18 protein-coding genes and 1 pseudogene are annotated in these 18,667 nt (G+C 57.4%); 12 read left to right on the forward strand and 7 right to left on the reverse strand.

Features of this window, described 5'->3' with window-relative positions; translation table 11 throughout:
- Positions 1-171: 171 nt before the first annotated feature.
- The 10 genes from tolQ to folD all read left to right on the forward strand — a co-directional run bounded on the left by tolQ (position 172) and on the right by folD (position 11,388).
- Positions 172-864, forward strand: a complete 693-nt coding sequence (gene tolQ / locus AAC636_RS10485) for a protein TolQ (RefSeq protein WP_317655619.1) — start codon at positions 172-174, stop codon at positions 862-864.
- Entirely contained in the window at positions 864-1,355 is a 492-nt protein-coding gene (gene tolR, locus AAC636_RS10490; RefSeq protein ID WP_340301467.1) for a protein TolR, read from the forward strand. The genes tolQ and tolR overlap by 1 nt, the downstream gene beginning before the upstream one ends.
- A 5-nt stretch (positions 1,356-1,360) precedes the next feature.
- Complete coding sequence (locus AAC636_RS10495) at positions 1,361-2,368, forward strand: hypothetical protein (RefSeq protein ID WP_340301468.1); 1,008 nt, start codon at positions 1,361-1,363, stop codon at positions 2,366-2,368.
- The gene (gene tolB, locus AAC636_RS10500; RefSeq protein WP_445322564.1) at positions 2,365-3,711 is read left to right on the forward strand and encodes a Tol-Pal system beta propeller repeat protein TolB; all 1,347 of its coding nucleotides are present in this window, start codon (positions 2,365-2,367) and stop codon (positions 3,709-3,711) included. The genes AAC636_RS10495 and tolB overlap by 4 nt, the downstream gene beginning before the upstream one ends.
- Positions 3,712-3,836: 125 nt before the next feature.
- Complete coding sequence (gene pal / locus AAC636_RS10505; protein ID WP_340301469.1) at positions 3,837-4,334, forward strand: peptidoglycan-associated lipoprotein Pal; 498 nt, start codon at positions 3,837-3,839, stop codon at positions 4,332-4,334.
- A 5-nt stretch (positions 4,335-4,339) separates the two neighbouring features.
- Complete coding sequence (ybgF, locus tag AAC636_RS10510) at positions 4,340-5,221, forward strand: tol-pal system protein YbgF (protein WP_340301470.1); 882 nt, start codon at positions 4,340-4,342, stop codon at positions 5,219-5,221.
- Positions 5,212-6,513 (forward strand): tRNA lysidine(34) synthetase TilS, encoded by a 1,302-nt coding sequence (gene tilS / locus AAC636_RS10515; RefSeq protein ID WP_340301471.1) that lies wholly within the window; start codon positions 5,212-5,214, stop codon positions 6,511-6,513. Before ybgF ends, tilS begins: the two co-directional genes overlap by 10 nt.
- Positions 6,514-6,593: 80 nt before the next feature.
- A complete protein-coding gene (ftsH, locus tag AAC636_RS10520; RefSeq protein WP_340301472.1) occupies positions 6,594-8,510 on the forward strand; it encodes an ATP-dependent zinc metalloprotease FtsH in 1,917 nt (638 codons plus the stop codon).
- A gap of 202 nt (positions 8,511-8,712) precedes the next feature.
- Positions 8,713-10,389 carry a formate--tetrahydrofolate ligase gene (locus AAC636_RS10525; protein ID WP_340244439.1) on the forward strand — a complete coding sequence of 559 codons (1,677 nt, stop codon included), beginning with the start codon at positions 8,713-8,715 and terminating at the stop codon, positions 10,387-10,389.
- Positions 10,390-10,494: 105 nt separating this feature from the next.
- Positions 10,495-11,388 carry a bifunctional methylenetetrahydrofolate dehydrogenase/methenyltetrahydrofolate cyclohydrolase FolD gene (gene folD, locus AAC636_RS10530; RefSeq protein WP_340301473.1) on the forward strand — a complete coding sequence of 298 codons (894 nt, stop codon included), beginning with the start codon at positions 10,495-10,497 and terminating at the stop codon, positions 11,386-11,388.
- Here the strand turns inward: folD and pdeM are convergent.
- Genes pdeM through AAC636_RS10545 form a run of 3 tightly spaced genes read right to left on the reverse strand, consistent with a single transcriptional unit; the run spans position 11,378 to position 14,703 of the window.
- Positions 11,378-12,052 (reverse strand): ligase-associated DNA damage response endonuclease PdeM, encoded by a 675-nt coding sequence (gene pdeM / locus AAC636_RS10535; RefSeq protein WP_340301474.1) that lies wholly within the window; start codon positions 12,050-12,052, stop codon positions 11,378-11,380. The genes folD and pdeM overlap by 11 nt on opposite strands.
- 41 nt (positions 12,053-12,093) lie before the next feature.
- Positions 12,094-14,499 (reverse strand): ligase-associated DNA damage response DEXH box helicase, encoded by a 2,406-nt coding sequence (locus tag AAC636_RS10540; RefSeq protein ID WP_340301475.1) that lies wholly within the window; start codon positions 14,497-14,499, stop codon positions 12,094-12,096.
- A 42-nt stretch (positions 14,500-14,541) separates the two neighbouring features.
- On the reverse strand, positions 14,542-14,703 hold the full coding sequence (locus tag AAC636_RS10545; RefSeq protein WP_340301476.1) for a hypothetical protein: 162 nt from the start codon (positions 14,701-14,703) through the stop codon (positions 14,542-14,544).
- 38 nt (positions 14,704-14,741) lie between these two features.
- On the opposite strand from AAC636_RS10545, the pseudogene AAC636_RS10550 reads away from it, so the two are divergent.
- Positions 14,742-14,867, forward strand: a pseudogene (locus AAC636_RS10550) (lytic transglycosylase domain-containing protein); the annotation flags it as partial.
- A 3-nt stretch (positions 14,868-14,870) separates the two neighbouring features.
- On the opposite strand, the gene AAC636_RS10555 reads toward AAC636_RS10550, so the two are convergent.
- The 3 genes from AAC636_RS10555 to AAC636_RS10565 form a co-directional block, all read right to left on the reverse strand.
- Positions 14,871-15,497 carry a CoA transferase subunit B gene (locus AAC636_RS10555; RefSeq protein ID WP_317655652.1) on the reverse strand — a complete coding sequence of 209 codons (627 nt, stop codon included), beginning with the start codon at positions 15,495-15,497 and terminating at the stop codon, positions 14,871-14,873.
- Positions 15,498-15,500: 3 nt separating this feature from the next.
- Positions 15,501-16,205, reverse strand: coding sequence for a CoA transferase subunit A (locus AAC636_RS10560; protein WP_317655654.1), 705 nt, complete (start codon positions 16,203-16,205; stop codon positions 15,501-15,503).
- Between the two features lie 100 nt (positions 16,206-16,305).
- The gene (locus tag AAC636_RS10565; protein WP_340301579.1) at positions 16,306-17,418 is read right to left on the reverse strand and encodes a class II histone deacetylase; all 1,113 of its coding nucleotides are present in this window, start codon (positions 17,416-17,418) and stop codon (positions 16,306-16,308) included.
- A 98-nt stretch (positions 17,419-17,516) separates the two neighbouring features.
- Between AAC636_RS10565 and AAC636_RS10570 the strand changes: the two genes are divergently transcribed.
- The gene (locus AAC636_RS10570) at positions 17,517-17,783 is read left to right on the forward strand and encodes a DUF167 domain-containing protein (protein WP_317655655.1); all 267 of its coding nucleotides are present in this window, start codon (positions 17,517-17,519) and stop codon (positions 17,781-17,783) included.
- Here the strand turns inward: AAC636_RS10570 and AAC636_RS10575 are convergent.
- Complete coding sequence (locus AAC636_RS10575; protein ID WP_340301477.1) at positions 17,780-18,658, reverse strand: DMT family transporter; 879 nt, start codon at positions 18,656-18,658, stop codon at positions 17,780-17,782. The genes AAC636_RS10570 and AAC636_RS10575 overlap by 4 nt on opposite strands.
- Positions 18,659-18,667 lie beyond the last annotated feature (9 nt).

Below are 18,667 nucleotides of genomic sequence, written 5' to 3' on the forward strand. Positions count from 1 at the left end.
AAGGATTTGCCAATCACGCGGGCTTGAGCGCGCGCCCATTCCCAAGTGATTTTGAACCTGATATAGGTGCATGTGACCCCATACTGAGTGCCGCAAAAAGAACGGCGCCGATTTGGGGGTGCTTTGCTCAAAAGGCAAGGTCGGGCATCGAGGCAAATAGAAAGAACGGGCATGGACGCTACAACGCTTAGCATGGCGCAAGAGGCTGATTTCACCCTCATGGCGCTGTTTTTCCGCGCATCCTTTATTGTGCAGGCCGTGATGATCGCACTGATCGTGGCCTCCGTTTGGGTCTGGGCGATCACGATCAACAAATTTCGGATTTATCGCCGCGCAAGGCAAAACACAGCGGATTTTGACGCGGCTTTTTGGTCGGGTCAGCCGCTTGATTTGCTCTATGATCAAATCGCGGAAAGCCCGCAATCGGCCGCGGAACGTGTCTTTGTGGCCGGCATGGCCGAATGGCGCAACTCGCTGCGTGACGATGGCGCGCTCATCCCTGGTGTGCAGCAACGCGTGGATCGCTCGATGGATGTGGCGATTGCCCGCGAAGCAGAGCGCCTAACCGCGGGCTTGACCTTCCTTGCCACAACAGGCGCAACGGCACCGTTTGTTGGCCTCTTTGGTACAGTTTGGGGGATCATGCGATCCTTCCAAGAAATCGCGATTTCTGGCAACACATCCCTTGCCGTTGTGGCGCCTGGTATTGCCGAGGCCCTGCTTGCAACGGGTCTTGGCCTGTTGGCCGCGATCCCTGCCGTGATTTTCTACAACAAACTGTCGTCCGACTCAGATCGGATCATTGCAGGCTATGAGAGCTTTGCAGATGAGTTTTCCACCCTCTTGTCACGGCAGCTTGACTGATGGGGGCCTCGTTTGCGCAAAAATCGGACGGCGGTCGCAGAAGCGGCCGCAGACGGGCGGGCAGCAGCCGCGCCATGTCCGAAATCAACGTCACGCCCTTCGTGGACGTGATGTTATGCCTTTTGATCATCTTCATGGTGGCCGCCCCGTTGATGACTGTTGGTGTGCCGATTAACCTGCCAGACACCGCCGCAGAAGCCCTGCCGAGTGAGGAAGAAGAACCGCTCACTGTAACCATCGCCCCCGATGGGCGGGTGATGATCCAAACCACCGAAGTTTCGCGGGATGAACTGGTCACGCGGCTGTTGGCCATTGCAGGCGAGCGCGACAGCACACGTATTTTCCTGCGCGCAGATGGCGCCATTTCCTATGAGCAAGTGATGCAAATCATGGGCGCGCTGAATGCGGGCGGCTTTCGCGAAATCGGCCTTGTGACCGATGCGGGCGGGCCTGCGCTGGATGGCGCGGCGGGCAGCGGGCCTGAGGGGTAGGTTTGATGCGGCGGGAGCTTTATGTCTCGGCTGGGCTGCACATCGCGCTGCTCTTAGGGGTGGCGTTTGGAGATATTTTGTTTCACCGCAACACGGAAACCGATTTTCAGGTGACGGGCGTTCAAATCGTCTCAACCGCTGAATTTGAAGAACTCACCCAAGCGGCGAGCCTGCCGCCTGCGCCCGAACCTGCGCCAGAGCCAGCGCCAGACCCTGCACCGCAACCCGAGGTGCAACCACAGCCCCCAGAAATCAGCGCACCCCCTTTGGGCGCAGAGAATGCGCCCCCGTCAGACACGCCAACACCTGAGGCTACGCCGCGCGTGGCACCAACACCCGCGCCTGCACCGCCGCCTGATGCCGAAATCGCGCCGACTGTTGTCGAGGCAACCCCTGAGCCTGATGCACAGAGTGAAACACCCGTTGAACAAGAGGTGGCCCAAGCCCCCGAAGCCGCAACGACCCAGATCGTAACAGAGGCCGAAAAACCCGCAGCAAGCCTTGCACCGATTGCGTCACCTGTGCCGACCGCACGGCCACAGCGCCCCACACCCGAACCAACACCCGAACCAGAGCCGCAGCCTGAACCTGAACCCGCGCCTGAACCTGCTGACCCGCTCGCTAATGCGATTGCGGCGGCGGTTGCAGATGCGGTCAGCGCCCCTGCGACACCCTCCGTCCCCTCTGGCCCGCCCCTCAGCAGCGGCGAGGTGGATGGTTTGATCGCGGATGTGCGCGCCTGTTGGAATGTGGGCGCGCTATCCTCCGACGCGCAGCGCACAATTGTCACCATCTCGGTCACCTTGGGGCAAGATGGGCGGCCAGATGCGGGGTCTATCCGAATGATCGACAGTTCTGGTGGCTCGGATGCATCGGTCTCCCAAGCATTTGAAGCAGGACGCCGTGCGATTTTGCGCTGTGGCGCAAACGGGTTTAACCTGCCTCCAGAAAAATATGACCAATGGCAAACCATCGAGATGGTCTTCAACCCTGAACAGATGAGGCTGAGATGAAGGCGCAGTTGATTACAGTTTTTCGCGGCTTGGGGCTGTGCCTTGCGCTTGGCGCAAGCAGCCTACCCGCATGGGCCCAAGGTGCAGGCGGGCCTTTGCGCATTGAAATCACCGAAGGTGTGATTGAGCCGCTCCCCTTCGCCCTGCCTATCTTTATCGCGGATACGCCCGACATGGCCGATGCCGCCCAAGATATCACGCGGGTGATTGCCGCCGATCTGCGTGGCACAGGCCTGTTTCGCGAAATCCCAGCCGAGGCTCATATTTCCACAATCACCAGTTTTGACAGCCCCGTGCAATTTGCCGATTGGCAAGCCATCAATGCCCAAGCCCTGATCACAGGTTCGGTGGGCCGCACCCCAGAGGGGCAGATGGTTGTGCGCTTTCGGCTTTTTGATGTGTTCTCGCAACTGCCGCTCGGGGATGGGCTGCAATTCGTGGCAACGCCCGAAACATGGCGGCGCATGGCGCATCGGGTGGCAGATCAAGTCTATAGCCGCATTACAGGCGAAAGCGGATATTTCGACACGCGCGTGGCCTTCATCAACGAGGAAGGGCCCAAAAACGCGCGGCTTAAGCGTCTGGCCCTGATGGATTATGACGGCGCGAATGTTCAATATCTAACAGATAGCACCGCAATTGTTCTTGCGCCCCGCTTTTCGCCAGATGGGCGCAGCTTGCTCTACACATCCTATGAAAGTGGCACACCGCGCATCTATCAGATGGATATTGCGAGCGTGACCCATCGTCCTTTGGCCGATCTTCCTGGAACTATGACCTTTGCCCCGCGCTATTCCCCTGACGGGCAGCGCGTTGTGTTTTCGGTCGAGCGTGGCGGAAATAGCGATATTTATGTGCTTGATTTGGTCACGGGCACGCAGACACGTTTGACCGAAGCGCCTTCGATTGAAACGGCTCCAAGCTTTTCACCAGATGGCCGCCAAGTCGTGTTTGAAAGCGACCGCTCTGGCAACCAGCAGCTTTACATCATGCCTGCCACGGGTGGCCCTGCGCAGCGTATCAGCCGCGGCAGCGGTCGTTATGGCACCCCCGTCTGGAGCCCGCGCGGCGACTATATCGCCTTCACCAAACAAGAGGCAGGGCGGTTCCATATCGGCGTCATGCGTATTGATGGCAGCGAAGAGCGCCTTTTGACAGCGTCTTTCCTTGATGAAGGACCAACTTGGGCGCCGAATGGGCGCGTGGTTATGTTCACCCGCGAAACTGCAGGCACAAATGGCGCGCCCGCGCTTTATTCGGTCGATATTTCGGGTCGCAACCTTCAGCGTGTCGCGACACCGGGAATGGCGTCCGATCCCGCTTGGTCGCCGCTGTTGCAATAACCCGCACGTGATTGGCCAAATCATTATGCCCGATTCACAACGCGCTTTGGACATGTTACACAGGGCCAAAGCGGTGCCCACAATCGGGGCAGAATGACCTGCCCCTTGTCTTAGGAATGTAAACGATGAAACTTTTGGTAAAATCAACTTTGATGGTTGCGATGCTTGGTCTTGCAGCCTGTTCGCAAGCAGGGCTTGGCGGCAATGGCGCAAGTGGCCAATATGGCGCGGGCGCAGGCGGGAATTACGCCCCTACAAGCCCCGAATATTTCAACCAAACCATTGGTGACCGCGTGTTCTTTGCGGTGGATCAATCGAACCTGTCGGCTGAGGCAATTGCGACCCTAGACCAACAGGCGAACTGGCTGTTGAGCAATCCAAACTACACCGCGATTATCGAGGGCCACGCGGATGAACAAGGCACGCGCGAGTATAACCTTGCTCTTGGCGCGCGCCGCGCGGCATCGGCACAGGAATATCTGATCAGCCGTGGGGTAGCCCCCAATCGTCTGTCGACCATCTCTTATGGTAAGGAGCGCCCAATTGAGATTTGCTCGAACGAAGCGTGCTATAGCCGCAACCGCCGCGCGGTGACGGTGATTGCCGCAGGTGCGGGGGTCTAAGCGATATGCTCAAGCGGGCGCTGATCTGCGGGGTTATGGTCATTGGCCTTGGGGGTGGCATGCCCCCCCATGCGGCCTTTGCCCAAACTGACCAAGCCCAAAGCCTTGCCGATATTCGACAAGAGCTATCGGTGCTTTACTTCGAGATACAGCGCCTCAGGCTTGAGCTCTCAACAACGGGCGGGCCAAGCCTGCCCGCAGGAACGGCGAACCCGCTTTCGCGGCTTGATGCCATTGAGGCGGAATTGCGCCGTATGACCGCCGCAACCGAAACGCTGCAATTGCGCATCGAGGCGATTGTGGGTGACGGCACCAACCGCATTGGTGATCTGGAATTCCGCCTTTGTGAATTGGAACCTGATTGCGATATCGCAACGCTGGGTGAGACGCCGTCCTTGGGCGGTGTTGCCCCCGATGGGGACACAGGCACGCCCTTGGGCCAAGGCAGCAACCTTGCGCCCGCGCCAAGCACCGGCGGGGCCAATGATGGCCCGCAATTGGCCGTTGCAGAACAATCAGATTTTGACCGCGCCCTTGCGGCCTATGATGCGGGCAATTGGGCAGAGGCCGCGCAAGCCTTTAGCCGCTTCGCAGAAACTTATCCGGGCGGCCCATTATCGGGCGAAGCGCATTTCCTGCGAGGTGAGGCCGAAGTCCAGCAAGGGGCGTGGAGCCGTGCAGCCCGCGCCTTTCTTGACAGTTTCTCAGGCAGCCCCGATGGCCCACGCGCGCCTGCGGCCTTGGCCCGCCTTGGGCAATCCTTAGGCGAATTGGGCCAAATCGAGGAAGCCTGTATCACGCTGTCAGAGGTCGCTACGCGCTATCCAGAGGCACGCAGCGAAATTGCGACTGCCGAAGCAACGCGTGCGGCGCTTGCGTGCAATTGAGCCTGAGCGATAAATTTCATAGTGAGATGGCGCGGCTATGCCCCGCGCCTTTACCACCAGTTTTGGCCATCATGGTTTCAGGCGGCAGCGATAGCCTTGCCTTGATGATGCTGGCCCATGATTGGGCCGCAGAGATGCGCCAAGACCCTGACAATGGCCCCGTGACGCTAATTGCGATTACTGTAGATCACGGATTGCGCCCCGAAAGCGCGGCTGAGGCGGAAGGGGTGGCGAAAATCGCGCATGATCTTGGAATTGATCACGTCACTTTACAATGGAAATGGGATGGCGTGGGCAACCTACAGGCAGCCGCGCGCGCTGCGCGCTATAGTCTTGTTCAAGAATGGCGCAGACGCAAACGGCCTGAAATTGGCGCGATCCTTGTGGGCCATACCCGTGATGATCAGGCCGAAACCTTTTTGATGCGCCTATCGCGCGGATCGGGCATTGAGGGGTTGTCAGCTATGAAAGCCCTGCCGCTCTCGCATAAGGCCGCAGATGCGGCAGGGGCTGCCCCAGTTATTCGCCCAATCCTTTGGGCGTCCCGCGCTGACCTGCGTGCGGCCCTGCAAGCGCGCGGGATGGGGTGGGTCGATGACCCCTCAAACGATAACGAAGATTATCTGCGCGTGCGCACGCGCAAGGCGATGCGCGATCTGGCCGAAATTGGTCTTGATGTCGACACCCTTACGCGCACGGCAGACCACATGGCCCGCGCCAGCGTTGCACTTTGGGCGCGCGCGGCGGATGTGGCACGCGATGTTGTCACCGAACCCTATCCAGGCATTCTGCGGTTTGACCTGACGCGCCTTGAACGGATTGAAGAAGAAACCCAATTGCGCCTCTTGGCGCATGGGATTGGGTGCTTGACCCAAGCCCCCTACAGGCCCCGCCTCAGCAGCCTAGAGGCCTTGGCAGAAGCCGCATATGCGGGGCGCGGGGCAACGCTTCAAGGGGTGCAAAGTTTTGTGCAAGATGATGCGCTGATCTTGGTGCGTGAATTGCGCGCAGTGGCCGATTATGAATGCCCTTCAGATGGGGCGTCTGCGTGGGATGGGCGGTGGCGCATCAAAGGGCGCCGTTTGGACGAGGCGGTGATCCGCCCCTTGGGCGCGCAAAGCCTTGCTGCGCTTGAGCTGCCAAAGGGTTTGCCAAAGGCCGCGTTTCAGTCTTATCCCGCGCTTTGGGCGGGGCAAGCCTTGGTCGCCGTGCCCTATTTGGCGCGCGCGGGACTATGCGCGCCGCAATATGATCCATCGGCAGAGTTCCACCGATCCATATTATCGCATTGAAGTCAGCCAAAGCTTCCTTATCTTAGGGGAAACGCAAGCGCGCATGTGGCGCGGCTGCCGCGAAAGCGAGGAGAATTCTCTTGGGCAATGCTCGTAATATCGCCTTTTGGGTCATTTTGTTTTTGTTGATCCTTGCGCTGTTCAATCTGTTCAGCGGCAACCAGTCATCGGTCAATGCCCGATCAGTGGCTTACTCTGATTTCATCTCTCAAGTCGAACAAGGCTCGGTGAGCACGGCAACGATAGATGGCGAAGCGGTGCAGTTCACCACTTCGGAGGGCACATTTGAAACCACCCGCCCTGCGGACAGTGACATCGCCACCGCCTTGATTGACCAAGGCGTGCGGGTCGAGGTTCGGCCACAGGAGCAGTCAGGATTTATGTCCATCTTGTCACTGTGGCTGCCCGTTCTGGTTCTCATCGGGATCTGGATTTTCTTCATGAATCGCATGCAGGGCGGCGGTCGTGGCGGGGCTATGGGTTTTGGAAAATCCAAGGCGAAACTGCTGACCGAGAAGCATGGCCGCGTCACCTTTGACGATGTTGCAGGGATCGATGAAGCCAAGGAAGAATTGGAAGAAATCGTTGAATTCCTAAGGAATCCGCAGAAATTCAGCAAGCTTGGCGGCAAGATCCCCAAGGGTGCGCTGCTTGTCGGCCCTCCCGGAACGGGTAAGACCTTGCTTGCACGCGCCATCGCTGGCGAGGCCGGTGTGCCCTTCTTTACCATCTCTGGCTCTGACTTTGTCGAGATGTTCGTGGGTGTCGGCGCAAGCCGCGTGCGCGATATGTTTGAGCAGGCCAAAAAGAACGCGCCTTGTATAGTCTTCATTGACGAGATTGACGCGGTCGGGCGCTCGCGCGGTGTTGGCTATGGTGGCGGCAATGATGAACGCGAGCAAACCTTGAACCAGCTTCTGGTTGAGATGGACGGCTTTGAGGCCAACGAGGGTATTATCATCGTTGCGGCGACCAACCGCCCCGATGTTCTTGACCCTGCCCTTCTGCGTCCAGGTCGTTTCGACCGGCAGGTGCAGGTGCCCAACCCAGACATCAAAGGCCGTGAAAAAATCTTGGGCGTTCATGCGCGCAAAGTGCCTCTTGGCCCGAATGTCGATCTGCGAATCATCGCAAGGGGCACGCCAGGCTTTTCGGGCGCTGATCTGGCCAATTTGGTGAATGAGGCCGCTTTGATGGCGGCCCGCGTCAATCGCCGCTTTGTCACGATGGAAGATTTCGAGAATGCCAAAGACAAGGTGATGATGGGGGCTGAACGCCGCTCAATGGTGATGACTGAGGATGAAAAACGCCTCACCGCCTATCACGAAGCGGGCCACGCGGTGGTTGGATTGAACGTGCCGCAGCACGATCCAATTCACAAAGCGACAATCATCCCGCGCGGTCGTGCCTTGGGTTTGGTTCTTTCCCTGCCTGAGCGCGATCAACTGTCCGTCAGCTACACAAAATACACCTCGAAAATCGCAATGGCGATGGGGGGCCGTGTGGCTGAGGAGTTGGTATTTGGCAAAGAGAACGTCACCTCTGGGGCCGCCTCTGATATTCAACAGGTCAGCCGCATTGCACGCGCCATGGTCACGCAGTTTGGCTATGCCGAAGAGCTAGGCTATGTCGATTACGCCAATGAGCAGCAATCTTATTTGGGCTCTTATGGCGGCGGCACGAACCATTCGGCGGCGACGCAAAAGATCATTGACGATAAGGTCAAGGAATTGGTGGATCAAGGCTATGACACCGCCAAGCGCATCTTGACCGAAAAGCGCGATGATCTTGAGCGTTTGGCACAAGGTCTGCTTGAATATGAAACCCTCACGGGCTCTGAGATCACCCGTGTCATCGCGGGCGAACCTTTGAACCGCGGCGATGATGGGGATGACACAGGCACAGGGGGCGGTGCCTCGATCACCGCGATCCCAAAAACCAAATCGCGCAAACCGCGCAATGATGATGGCGGGATGGAGCCTGAACCTACGCCCTAAGCGGCCATGGTTTTCTAGACCACAAAACACCCCCCGATCCGTTTCGATCTGGGGGTGTTTTCATTTATACGCGCTCTGCTTCTGGCGCACCACGGCGCGAAAAGGTCGAAAACAGTCCGCGCGATTCAGAATCGTCTCCCTATAGTCGCGCTGAATTCGACCTTTTTTCTCAACCCCAAACTATGAATGGGACACGCGCATCATGGCCTTCAAAACCGACATCGAAATCGCACGCGCCGCAAACAAACAGCCAATCAAAGACATCGGCGAAAAGCTGGATATCCCATATGAGGCGCTGCTGCCCTATGGGCACGACAAGGCAAAAGTGTCTCAGGATTTCATCAACAGTCTTGAGGGCCGCGACAATGGCAAGCTGATCCTTGTGACTGCGATCAACCCCACCCCTGCGGGCGAAGGCAAAACCACCACCACAGTGGGGCTTGGGGATGGTCTTTGTGCGATTGGCAAAAAGGCCGCGATTTGTATCCGCGAAGCCTCGCTTGGGCCAAACTTCGGCATGAAGGGCGGCGCGGCTGGCGGCGGCTTGGCGCAAGTTGTCCCAATGGAAGAAATGAACCTGCATTTTACAGGCGATTTTCATGCGATTACGGCAGCGCATAACCTGCTCTCTGCGATGATCGACAACCATATCTACTGGGGCAACGAGCTGCAGATTGACGAGCGCCGCGTAGTCTGGCGCCGTGTTCTCGATATGAACGACCGCGCCTTGCGCGATGTTGTGACCTCGCTTGGCGGTGTGTCCAACGGCTTCCCACGGCAGACAGGGTTTGACATCACAGTAGCCTCCGAAGTGATGGCCATCTTGTGCTTGGCAGATGATTTGGCGGATTTGCAGCGCCGTTTGGGGGATATGATCGTGGCCTATCGCCGTGACCGCAGCCCGATTTACGCACGCGACATCAAGGCCGATGGCGCAATGACTGTTCTGCTCAAAGATGCCATGCAGCCAAACCTCGTGCAGACCCTCGAGAACAACCCCGCTTTTGTGCATGGTGGCCCCTTTGCCAATATCGCGCATGGCTGTAACTCGGTCATTGCCACCAAAACCGCGCTGAAATTGGCGGATTATGTGGTCACCGAAGCGGGCTTTGGTGCGGATCTCGGCGCTGAAAAATTCATGAATATCAAATGCCGCAAAGCAGGGCTTTCGCCCGATTGCGTGGTCTTGGTTGCCACTGTGCGGGCAATGAAAATGAATGGTGGCGTTGCTAAGGCTGACTTGGGCGCAGAAAATGTTGAAGCGGTCAAAAAAGGCTGCCCAAACCTTGGTCGCCACATTGAGAACCTCAAAGGTTTTGGTGTTCCCGTGGTTGTCGCAATCAACCATTTCTACAGCGACACAGATGCCGAAGTCGCCGCCGTTCAGGACTATGTGAAATCACTGGGATCTGAGGCCATCTTGTGCCGCCACTGGGCAGAAGGATCAAAGGGGATCACCGACCTTGCGACCCGCGTGGCGCAATTGGCGGATAGCGGTTCTGCTGCCTTCCAAACGCTCTATGCCGATGACATGCCACTGTTCCAAAAAATCGAAACAGTGGCCAAGCGGATTTATCGCGCGGACGAGGTGTTAGCGGATCAAAAAATCCGTGATCAGCTCAAAGCATGGGAGGATGCAGGCTATCAAAACCTGCCCGTCTGTATGGCAAAAACACAATATAGCTTTACCACAGATCCAAACCGCCGCGGCGCACCAACAGGCCATTCCTTGCCCGTGCGCGAAGTGCGTCTTTCGGCAGGTGCAGGGTTTATCGTTGTGATCTGCGGCGAGATCATGACCATGCCTGGCCTGCCGCGCGTCCCCAGTGCGGAGAATATCCGCCTGAATGACGCAGGCGAGGTTGAGGGGCTGTTCTAAGCGCCTTTTTCAATAACGCGATCCCCGCCCGTTGCAGCAGTAACGCGGTGGGGATATGTGGCTTGCCAATAGACCGAAAAACGACCCCGAATAAGGAATGACGCCATGACCGCCCATATCATTGACGGCAAAGCTTTCTCAGCCAAAGTTCAGCAAATGGTGACTGACCATGTGACCGCAATGAAAGCAGATCATGGCATCACCCCAGGCCTTGCTGTGGTGTTGGTCGGCGAAGATCCTGCAAGCGAGGTTTATGTGCGCTCAAAAGGCAAGCGCACAGTTGAGGCGGGGATGAATTCCTATGAACACCGCCTCGATGCCACAACCTCGCAGGCGGACCTGCTGGCCTTGATTGATCAATTAAACGCGGATCAATCGGTGCATGGTATTTTGGTGCAATTGCCCCTGCCTGACCACATTGACAGCGCGCTTGTGATCAATGCGATTGACCCTGCGAAGGATGTGGATGGGTTCCATATCTCGAATGTGGGTCTGCTTGGAACGGGGCAGAAGTCCATGGTGCCCTGCACGCCATTGGGCTGCTTGATGATGTTGCGCGATCATCACGGCAGCCTTTCTGGCCTCAACGCTGTGGTTGTTGGGCGCTCGAATATTGTGGGCAAACCTATGGCGCAACTTTTGCTTGGCGACAGCTGCACTGTCACCATCGCCCATTCCCGCAGCAAGGATTTGGCCGCAATTTGCCGTGGCGCAGATATTCTGGTGGCCGCTGTCGGCCGCCCTGAGATGATCACGGGTGACTTCGTCAAAGAGGGGGCCACGGTGATTGATGTGGGCATCAACCGCATCGCCACCCCTGAGGGCAAAACCCGCCTTGTCGGCGATTGTCATTATGACAGCTGCGCGGCCAAAGCGGGCGCGATCACCCCTGTTCCTGGCGGTGTCGGGCCAATGACCATTGCCTGCCTTTTGGCCAATACGCTCACCGCCTGCGCGCGCAGCCATGGCTTACCCGAGCCCGAAGGGCTTACCGCTTAAGCGGGATCATGACAGGCGGCTGTCCCAAAACGATGGCCGCCGCATCTGCCCCCAACAGCCCCGCAAAGGCGGGATCATCGGCCCAAAGACCGCCTGTATAAGCCCCAAATGCGGGCAAGATCAGGCGCTGTGCATCCATCAAAAACGCAGCGCGCGACAGGCTACGCCCACGCAAAGCCACGCGCATTTTTGGATGATAATGACCTGAAATCTCAAACTGCCCTTCGGGTAAATCAGCCCGCGCGATATGGCGCAGGATAAAGGGCGGCGTTTCAAATTCATCCAGATGTTCGCCCGAAAGATTCACAGGGCCTGCATCATGATTGCCCAAAATCCAAACCCATTTGCGCCCTGCTTGGATTGGCCCTAAACGCCGCGCCAAATAGGGAGAGAGGTTCCGCGCGGCCTCTAGGTCGTCAAAACTATCCCCCAGACAGATCACCACAGCGGGATCATAGGTGGCAATCTCTTCCGTCAATCGCGCAAGGGTTTCGGGGGTGTCATAGGGCGGCAATAACCCTGCACCACGCCGCGCCATCCGTTCAGATTTTCCCAGATGAAGGTCGGACACAATGAGAACATCCGCCTTTGGCCAATAAAGCGCGCCTTGCGGCGTAGCCAAAAGGCGTTCCATGCCAAACTGAAATTCAAGATGGGCTTGCATCGCCTATAGATGCGCCAAGCCAAAGACAGGGGCAAGCCCCCTCACCTGTAACCAAGCGCGGCTTGGGGCAGGAATTTTGCGGCTTCTTCCTCCAACAGACGTTGATCGGCAGAACCATGGACAGGGATGCGCCCCGCCTCAAGCAACAAGGGCGCCGCGAACGGGCTGACGCGGGGCAGCGCGATATGGTCAATACGCCCGCCTACGCGGGCCAACATTTCATCAATGCGACCAAAATCGACCAAACCCCGCAACGCATCACGGCGCGTCATCTCAAGTAAGATATGGTCGCTGTCATATTTGCGCAGGGTGTCATAAAGGATATCTGACGAAAACACAGCCTGCCGCCCTGTTTTCTTGGTGCCGTTCACGCTGCGCTCGATCAGCCCAGAGATCAACGCAACCGCCTTGAAACTGCGCTTCATGACGGCGTTTTCTGACAGCCACCCTTCAAACGCCGCATGCAATAAATCAGGCGCAAAGAGCGGCCTTGGATCAGCTATGGGATCAAGCCCCCAAATCAGCGTGGCATAATCATTGGCCACAAAGCCCATCGGGGCGAGACCCAGTTGATCCATGCGATGGGTCAGAACAAAGCCAAGGGTCTGCTGTGCATTGCGCCCCGCAAAACCATGCACACAAAGATGCGCGCGGCCCTCATGGGGGTAGGTTTCCACCAGCAATCGGTCACGCTGCGGCAAGCGGGACAGCCGCGTCTGATGATCCAGCCAGTCGGCAATATGGGCGGGCAAACCCGACCAATCGCCACTTTCCAATCGCGCCAAAATGCGATCAGAAAGTTGCAGAGAGGTTGCGAATTTCGTGCCCATGAATGTTGCAATTTTCGGCCGCTTTTGGGGGCTTGGGCTGACCTCAACCACCAATTCGCGCATGCCCTCATAGCGCACGATCTGCCCCCCGATGAGGAAACTGTCACCTTGGCGCAATTGCGCGGCAAAGTTTTCTTCAACCTCGCCCAAAGGTGCCCCGCCGCGCCGTTTGGCCATGCGCACTTTCAACCTGTCGGTTTCGATAATCGTGCCAATATTTTGGCGGATGCGCGCCGCACTGCGTGGATCTCGTAAAGCTAGCGTCCCATCGGGCCGCGTGACCAGTCTTTGCCAGCGATCATAAGCGCGCAGCGCGTAGCCACCTGTCGCGCAAAACTCCAAGGCGCGGTCGAACTCGGCACGGGTCACGCCCACATAGGGCGCGGCTGAGGTGATCTCGGCATAAAGATCATCGGGTGCAATCGGCCCTGCACAGGCACAGATCAAGATATGCTGGCACAGAACGTCCAGCCCGCCCTGACGGATGGGGTCATCTTCAAGCCCGCCATCGCGCACCGCCTCAAGCGCCGCTTGGCATTCGAGATATTCAAAGCGGTTGGCGGGCAAAATACGCGCCTTAGATGCAAGATCAAAGCGGTGCCCCGCGCGCCCGATGCGTTGCACAAGGCGCTTAACCTCTTTGGGTGCACCAATTTGGATCACCAGATCAACATCGCCCCAGTCGATCCCTAGATCGAGACTGCCTGTGCAGACGATTGCGCGCAGGCTGCCCTCACTCATCGCGGCCTCGACCTTAGCGCGGGCCTCGCGCGACAACGCGCCGTGATGGATGCCAATCGGCAGGGTGTCCTCATTGGCCTGCCACAATTCGTGGAAAAACAGTTCGGCATTGGCGCGGGTGTTGTGAAAGATCAGCGTGGCGCGATGGCGTTTAATCTGGTCATAGACCGCCTGCACGCCATATCGCCCGCCGCCCCCCGCCCATGGGGGCGGGATATCCGCCTCAAGAATGGCGATATCGGGCGCGGGGCCTTGCGGCGCGGTGATGATCTCAGCCCCGCTGTCCGGCGCCAAATAGGCCGCGATTTGAGAGGGGTCTTTTACTGTGGCGGACAAACCCACACAGGTCATCTGGGGGGACAACCGCGCAAGCCGCGCGAGACACAACATCAGTTGATCGCCCCGTTTGCTGTCAATCAGCGCATGAATTTCATCTAGAATAACCCGCTTCACCGAGGCAAAAATTTTATCCGCGTCAGGATAGGACAATAACAGCGCAAGCGATTCAGGCGTGGTCAGCAAAATCTGAGGCGGGTCAGCGCGTTGACGCCGCCGCATATGGGCCGATGTATCACCCGTTCGATCCTCAATACGAATATCAAGGCCCATCTCGGCAACAGGGATCTGAAGATTGCGCCTAATATCTGCCGCAAGCGCCTTGAGCGGCGAGATGTAGAGCGTGTGCAGCCCTTGTTTGGGTGCATGGATCAAATCCACAAGCGAAGGGAGAAAGCCCGACAGGGTTTTGCCCGCACCCGTGGGGGCGATCAAAACCTGCGCAGGTGATGTCGCGCGCAGCATCGCGCGCTGATGCGGGTGCATCTGCCATCCGCGCGTAGCGAACCAATTGTCAATTTGGGCAGGCAATGCGTCCATACCCCGATCATAGGGCGGCCCGCCTGCCCGTCCAATCAAAGATCAGATTTGCGCCGCGCCTAAGCCAAGATAAAGGATCAATGTGCCCGCTAAGGCCACGCCCATAGGAAACAATTTTCCGGCCTCCCAACTGGCCCATGTTGCGGTAACCTTGCGGATCAAGGTGATTTTGCCCGCAATACGATGCACCAACCACGACGCCAACAAAACGCCTGCAAAAAGAACCAAAAATGCTGCCCATCCCCTTTGCCGAGACCCGTGCCTATGTGCCAAAAGTGGCTGGGGCGTGGCAGGTGGCGCGGCTGTTATGCATCACGCCACCTGAATTGATTTCGGATGGCTGCGTTTTTGCAACCATGCAGCCCTAAGGGTCAGACAATATGCGCCTCTGTTGCCGCGCGCAGTTCAGCTTCGGTGACACCATCGGCCAGTTGCACGATCTTGAGGCCGCCTTCGACCACATCCAGAACGCCCAAATTGGTGATGATGCGATGCACAACGCCCGTTCCTGTCAGCGGCAAGGTGCAAGATTTCAAAACCTTGCTTTCCCCATGCTTGTTGGTGTGATCCATCACAACCACAACACGGCGCACGCCTGCGACCAAGTCCATCGCGCCGCCCATACCTTTGACCAATTTGCCAGGGATCATCCAATTGGCAAGATCGCCCGTCTCAGACACTTCCATCGCGCCCAAAATTGCCATCGCAATCTTGCCGCCACGGATCATCGCAAATGATGTTGCGCTGTCAAAATAGGCGGTATGGGGCAATTCAGTGATCGTCTGCTTACCCGCATTGATCAGGTCTGGATCTTCCTCGCCCTCATAGGGGAAAGGCCCCATGCCCAGCATTCCGTTTTCGGATTGCAAGGTCACGGTCATGCCTTCTGGAATATAATTTGACACGAGGGTTGGAATCCCGATGCCAAGGTTCACATACATCCCGTCTTCAAGTTCTTGTGCCGCGCGGGCGGCCATTTGATTGCGATCCCATGGCATGGATTAGGCCTCCTCACGCTGGCGCACAGTGCGCTGTTCAATTCGTTTCTCATGCTGCCCCTTGATCAAGCGATGCACGAAAATTCCAGGCAAATGGATATGATCAGGGTCTAGGCTGCCCGCGGGCACGATTTCTTCGACCTCCATGATGCAAACCTTGCCACAGGTCGCAGCAGGCACATTGAAGTTCCGCGCGGTCTTACGGAAAATCGCATTGCCCGTTTCATCAGCCTTCCACGCTTTGACGATAGAGATATCCGCGAAAATCCCTTCCTCAAGGATATAGGTTTCGCCGTTAAAATCTTTGTGGTCTTTGCCTTCCGCAATCACTGTGCCCACACCTGTCTTGGTGTAGAACCCCGGAATGCCTGCCCCCCCTGCGCGCATCCGCTCGGCCAAAGTGCCTTGGGGGTTGAATTCCAGTTCCAATTCACCCGCCAGATATTGGCGCATGAATTCTGCGTTCTCGCCCACATAAGAAGACATCATCTTTTTGATCTGGCGTGTGGCCAGAAGTTTGCCCAAACCAAAATCATCAACGCCCGCGTTGTTGGAGGCCACGGTCAAATCTTTAACACCGCTGTCCACGATGCCATCAATCAGCAATTCAGGAATCCCGCAGAGGCCAAAGCCGCCTGCCGCGATCAGCATTCCATCCTGCAAAAGGCCATCCAAAGCCTCAGCAGCAGAGCCATAGATTTTCTTCATCGGGTCTCACCCTTTTTCCAAAAAGATTTGTGGCAAATTGACCCGCAACCTGCGCGGTGTCAACGTGCTGCAATGCAGCAAATATCAGTTTGCGGGTCTGTTAGCGCATATCAGAAAGGCTTGCTTCCATCTCGGCGATCCATTCGCTCACAAATGCATCAAACCGCACATCGGGTTGCTGTGCGGTGATCCGTTCTGACAAAGGATCAGGGGCGGTGATGCGACTGCCGCTCATAACCTCCAGAACCGCATGGGCGCAGAACGGCACGTGCAATTCGGAATAACCGCCTTCATGCACCATCACGAGGCGACCCTCGCACAGCGCGTCAGCCGCGTCCCGCACCTGTTCTGCCATCGCACGGAACGTGTGGCTGCCTGCCATCATTCGCCCCAAAGGATCAACACCTGACGCGTCAAACCCACAAGCGATGATAATCACATCAGGCGCAAAGCGTTCCAATTCGGGGATCACCAAACGCTCCATCGCCTCAAGATAGGCATTATGCCCGCCCCCTGGGGGCAGCGGGATATTGAGGTTAAACCCTGCCCCAGCACCCGATCCACGATCCTCAAACGCACCGCTATCGCGGGGATAATTGCGATCTTGGTGAAGGGAGATGGTCAGAACATCATCACGATCATAGAAAATCGCCTCAGTTCCGTTGCCGTGATGCACATCCCAGTCAATCACGGCAAATTTCGTGGCCAGCCCTTCGGCCCGCGCGGCCTCAATCGCGATGGCGATATTGGCAAGTAGGCAAAACCCATTGGGAAAATCAGGCAAACAGTGATGCCCTGGCGGACGAGACAGCGCATAGGCATTCTCCAAATCCCCCTCAAGCACTGCAAACAGGGCTGATTTGGCCAAACCGGCAGACAGGGCTGCAATCTCGAACCCATCGGGGCCGAAAGGTGTGCGCAACCCCAACTCGCCCCCACCCTGCGCTGAAATATCTTGAAACTGGCGCAAATAGGTTTCGGGATGAATGCGCAAAATATCTTCTTCGGTTGCAGGATCCGCATGGCGGGGCGCAAGTTCAGACCACAGTCCCGTGATCTCAAGTAGGTTTTTCAAGCGCCGCTTCGTTTCAGGATTTTCGGGCAGGCCGCCTGCGGCAAGAGGTTGAACCAATCCGCCCACAGGGGCGAGAAAGGCATAATTGCCACCCGAATGCCAAAAGCAGCGCTCATCCCAGAAAAACCCTGTTGCCATGATCAAACCTTTCCTCATCACCAAATCCACCGCGTGCATCTTGCACCCTAAGAGACAGAGTGCAAGTTTGCTGCTCATTGGCTTTTGAGAGGCACCCCTTGCGCAAATCCCTACCCGACCTCAGCGCCTATGCGCAGACCGGTATACGGCTAAATTTACGCGTCACCCCAAAGGCCGCGCAGAACCGTATCGTGGTCGAAGAAGACCTGTTGCGGGTCTATGTGACCCAAGCACCCGATAGCGGCAAAGCAAATCGTGCGGTTCTCAAACTCTTGGCTCAGGCAATCGGGATCGCGCCCTCATGCCTGACGCTGATACGCGGCGAGACGGATCGGAACAAAGTGGTTGGCGTTAATATGGGCTAAACCCTGCGGCTTTGCCAAACCGTATAAAGGCCCGAGGCAACAATAATCAAACTGCCAATCAAGGTCAGGGCATCGGGACGTTCGCCAAACACGGCCACGGCCAAGATCATAGCGAAAACCAAACGGGTATACCGAAATGGGGCAATAACGGCAATTTGCCCTGTTCGCATGGCCATAGTCAGGCACATATAGGCGGCAACGCCAAATAAGATGGCAGGCCCTGTCAGAACCATGCCGCCCGCGCCTAGTGGGGCCACGCCGCCCTGATAACCCCAAACGATACCGCCTGCGATGCTCAGCATGATAAACCCGTAAACGCCAAGCTGCGCCGTTGTCATGCTCTTTGGTGCGGCGCGTGTCGCCAGATCACGGCCAGCAAAGCCGATCATGCCCAAGACCGCGAAGAGGGACAGCGGTTCAAACGCGTCCAGCCCAGGCCGTAGGATTAATAGCACCCCAACAAACCCTGCGCCAATCGCCGCCCATTGCCGCCAGCCCACGGTTTCGCGAAAGACCATCACCGCCCCCCCCGCCACCACCAAAGGTGTGGCTTGCAAAATCGCACTGGCCGAGGACAGGGGCGTTAAAGCAATCGCGACCGTGTAACATACCCGACCCGTTATTTCGAACAAGGCACGCCACGCCATGGCGCGACCAAAGGCCTGAGGGTGCAACATCACCTCGCCCCGAAGGCGCGCCATGGCCACAAAGGCCAACAGCCCACCAACCCCAAAGGTCACCATAACTTGGCCCAAGGGGATATGCGCCGCTGCCGCCTTGATAAAGACATCCTCGAGGGTAAAGGCAAGCATTGCCAAAACCATGAACAAACTGCCGCGCAAATTGGCCGCGTGATGGGATGTATCAGGGGTCATTGGGGGGTC

This window comes from Roseobacter sp. HKCCD5988, assembly GCF_037830355.1.
In the GTDB taxonomy this organism is placed as follows: Bacteria; Pseudomonadota; Alphaproteobacteria; order Rhodobacterales; family Rhodobacteraceae; genus M30B80.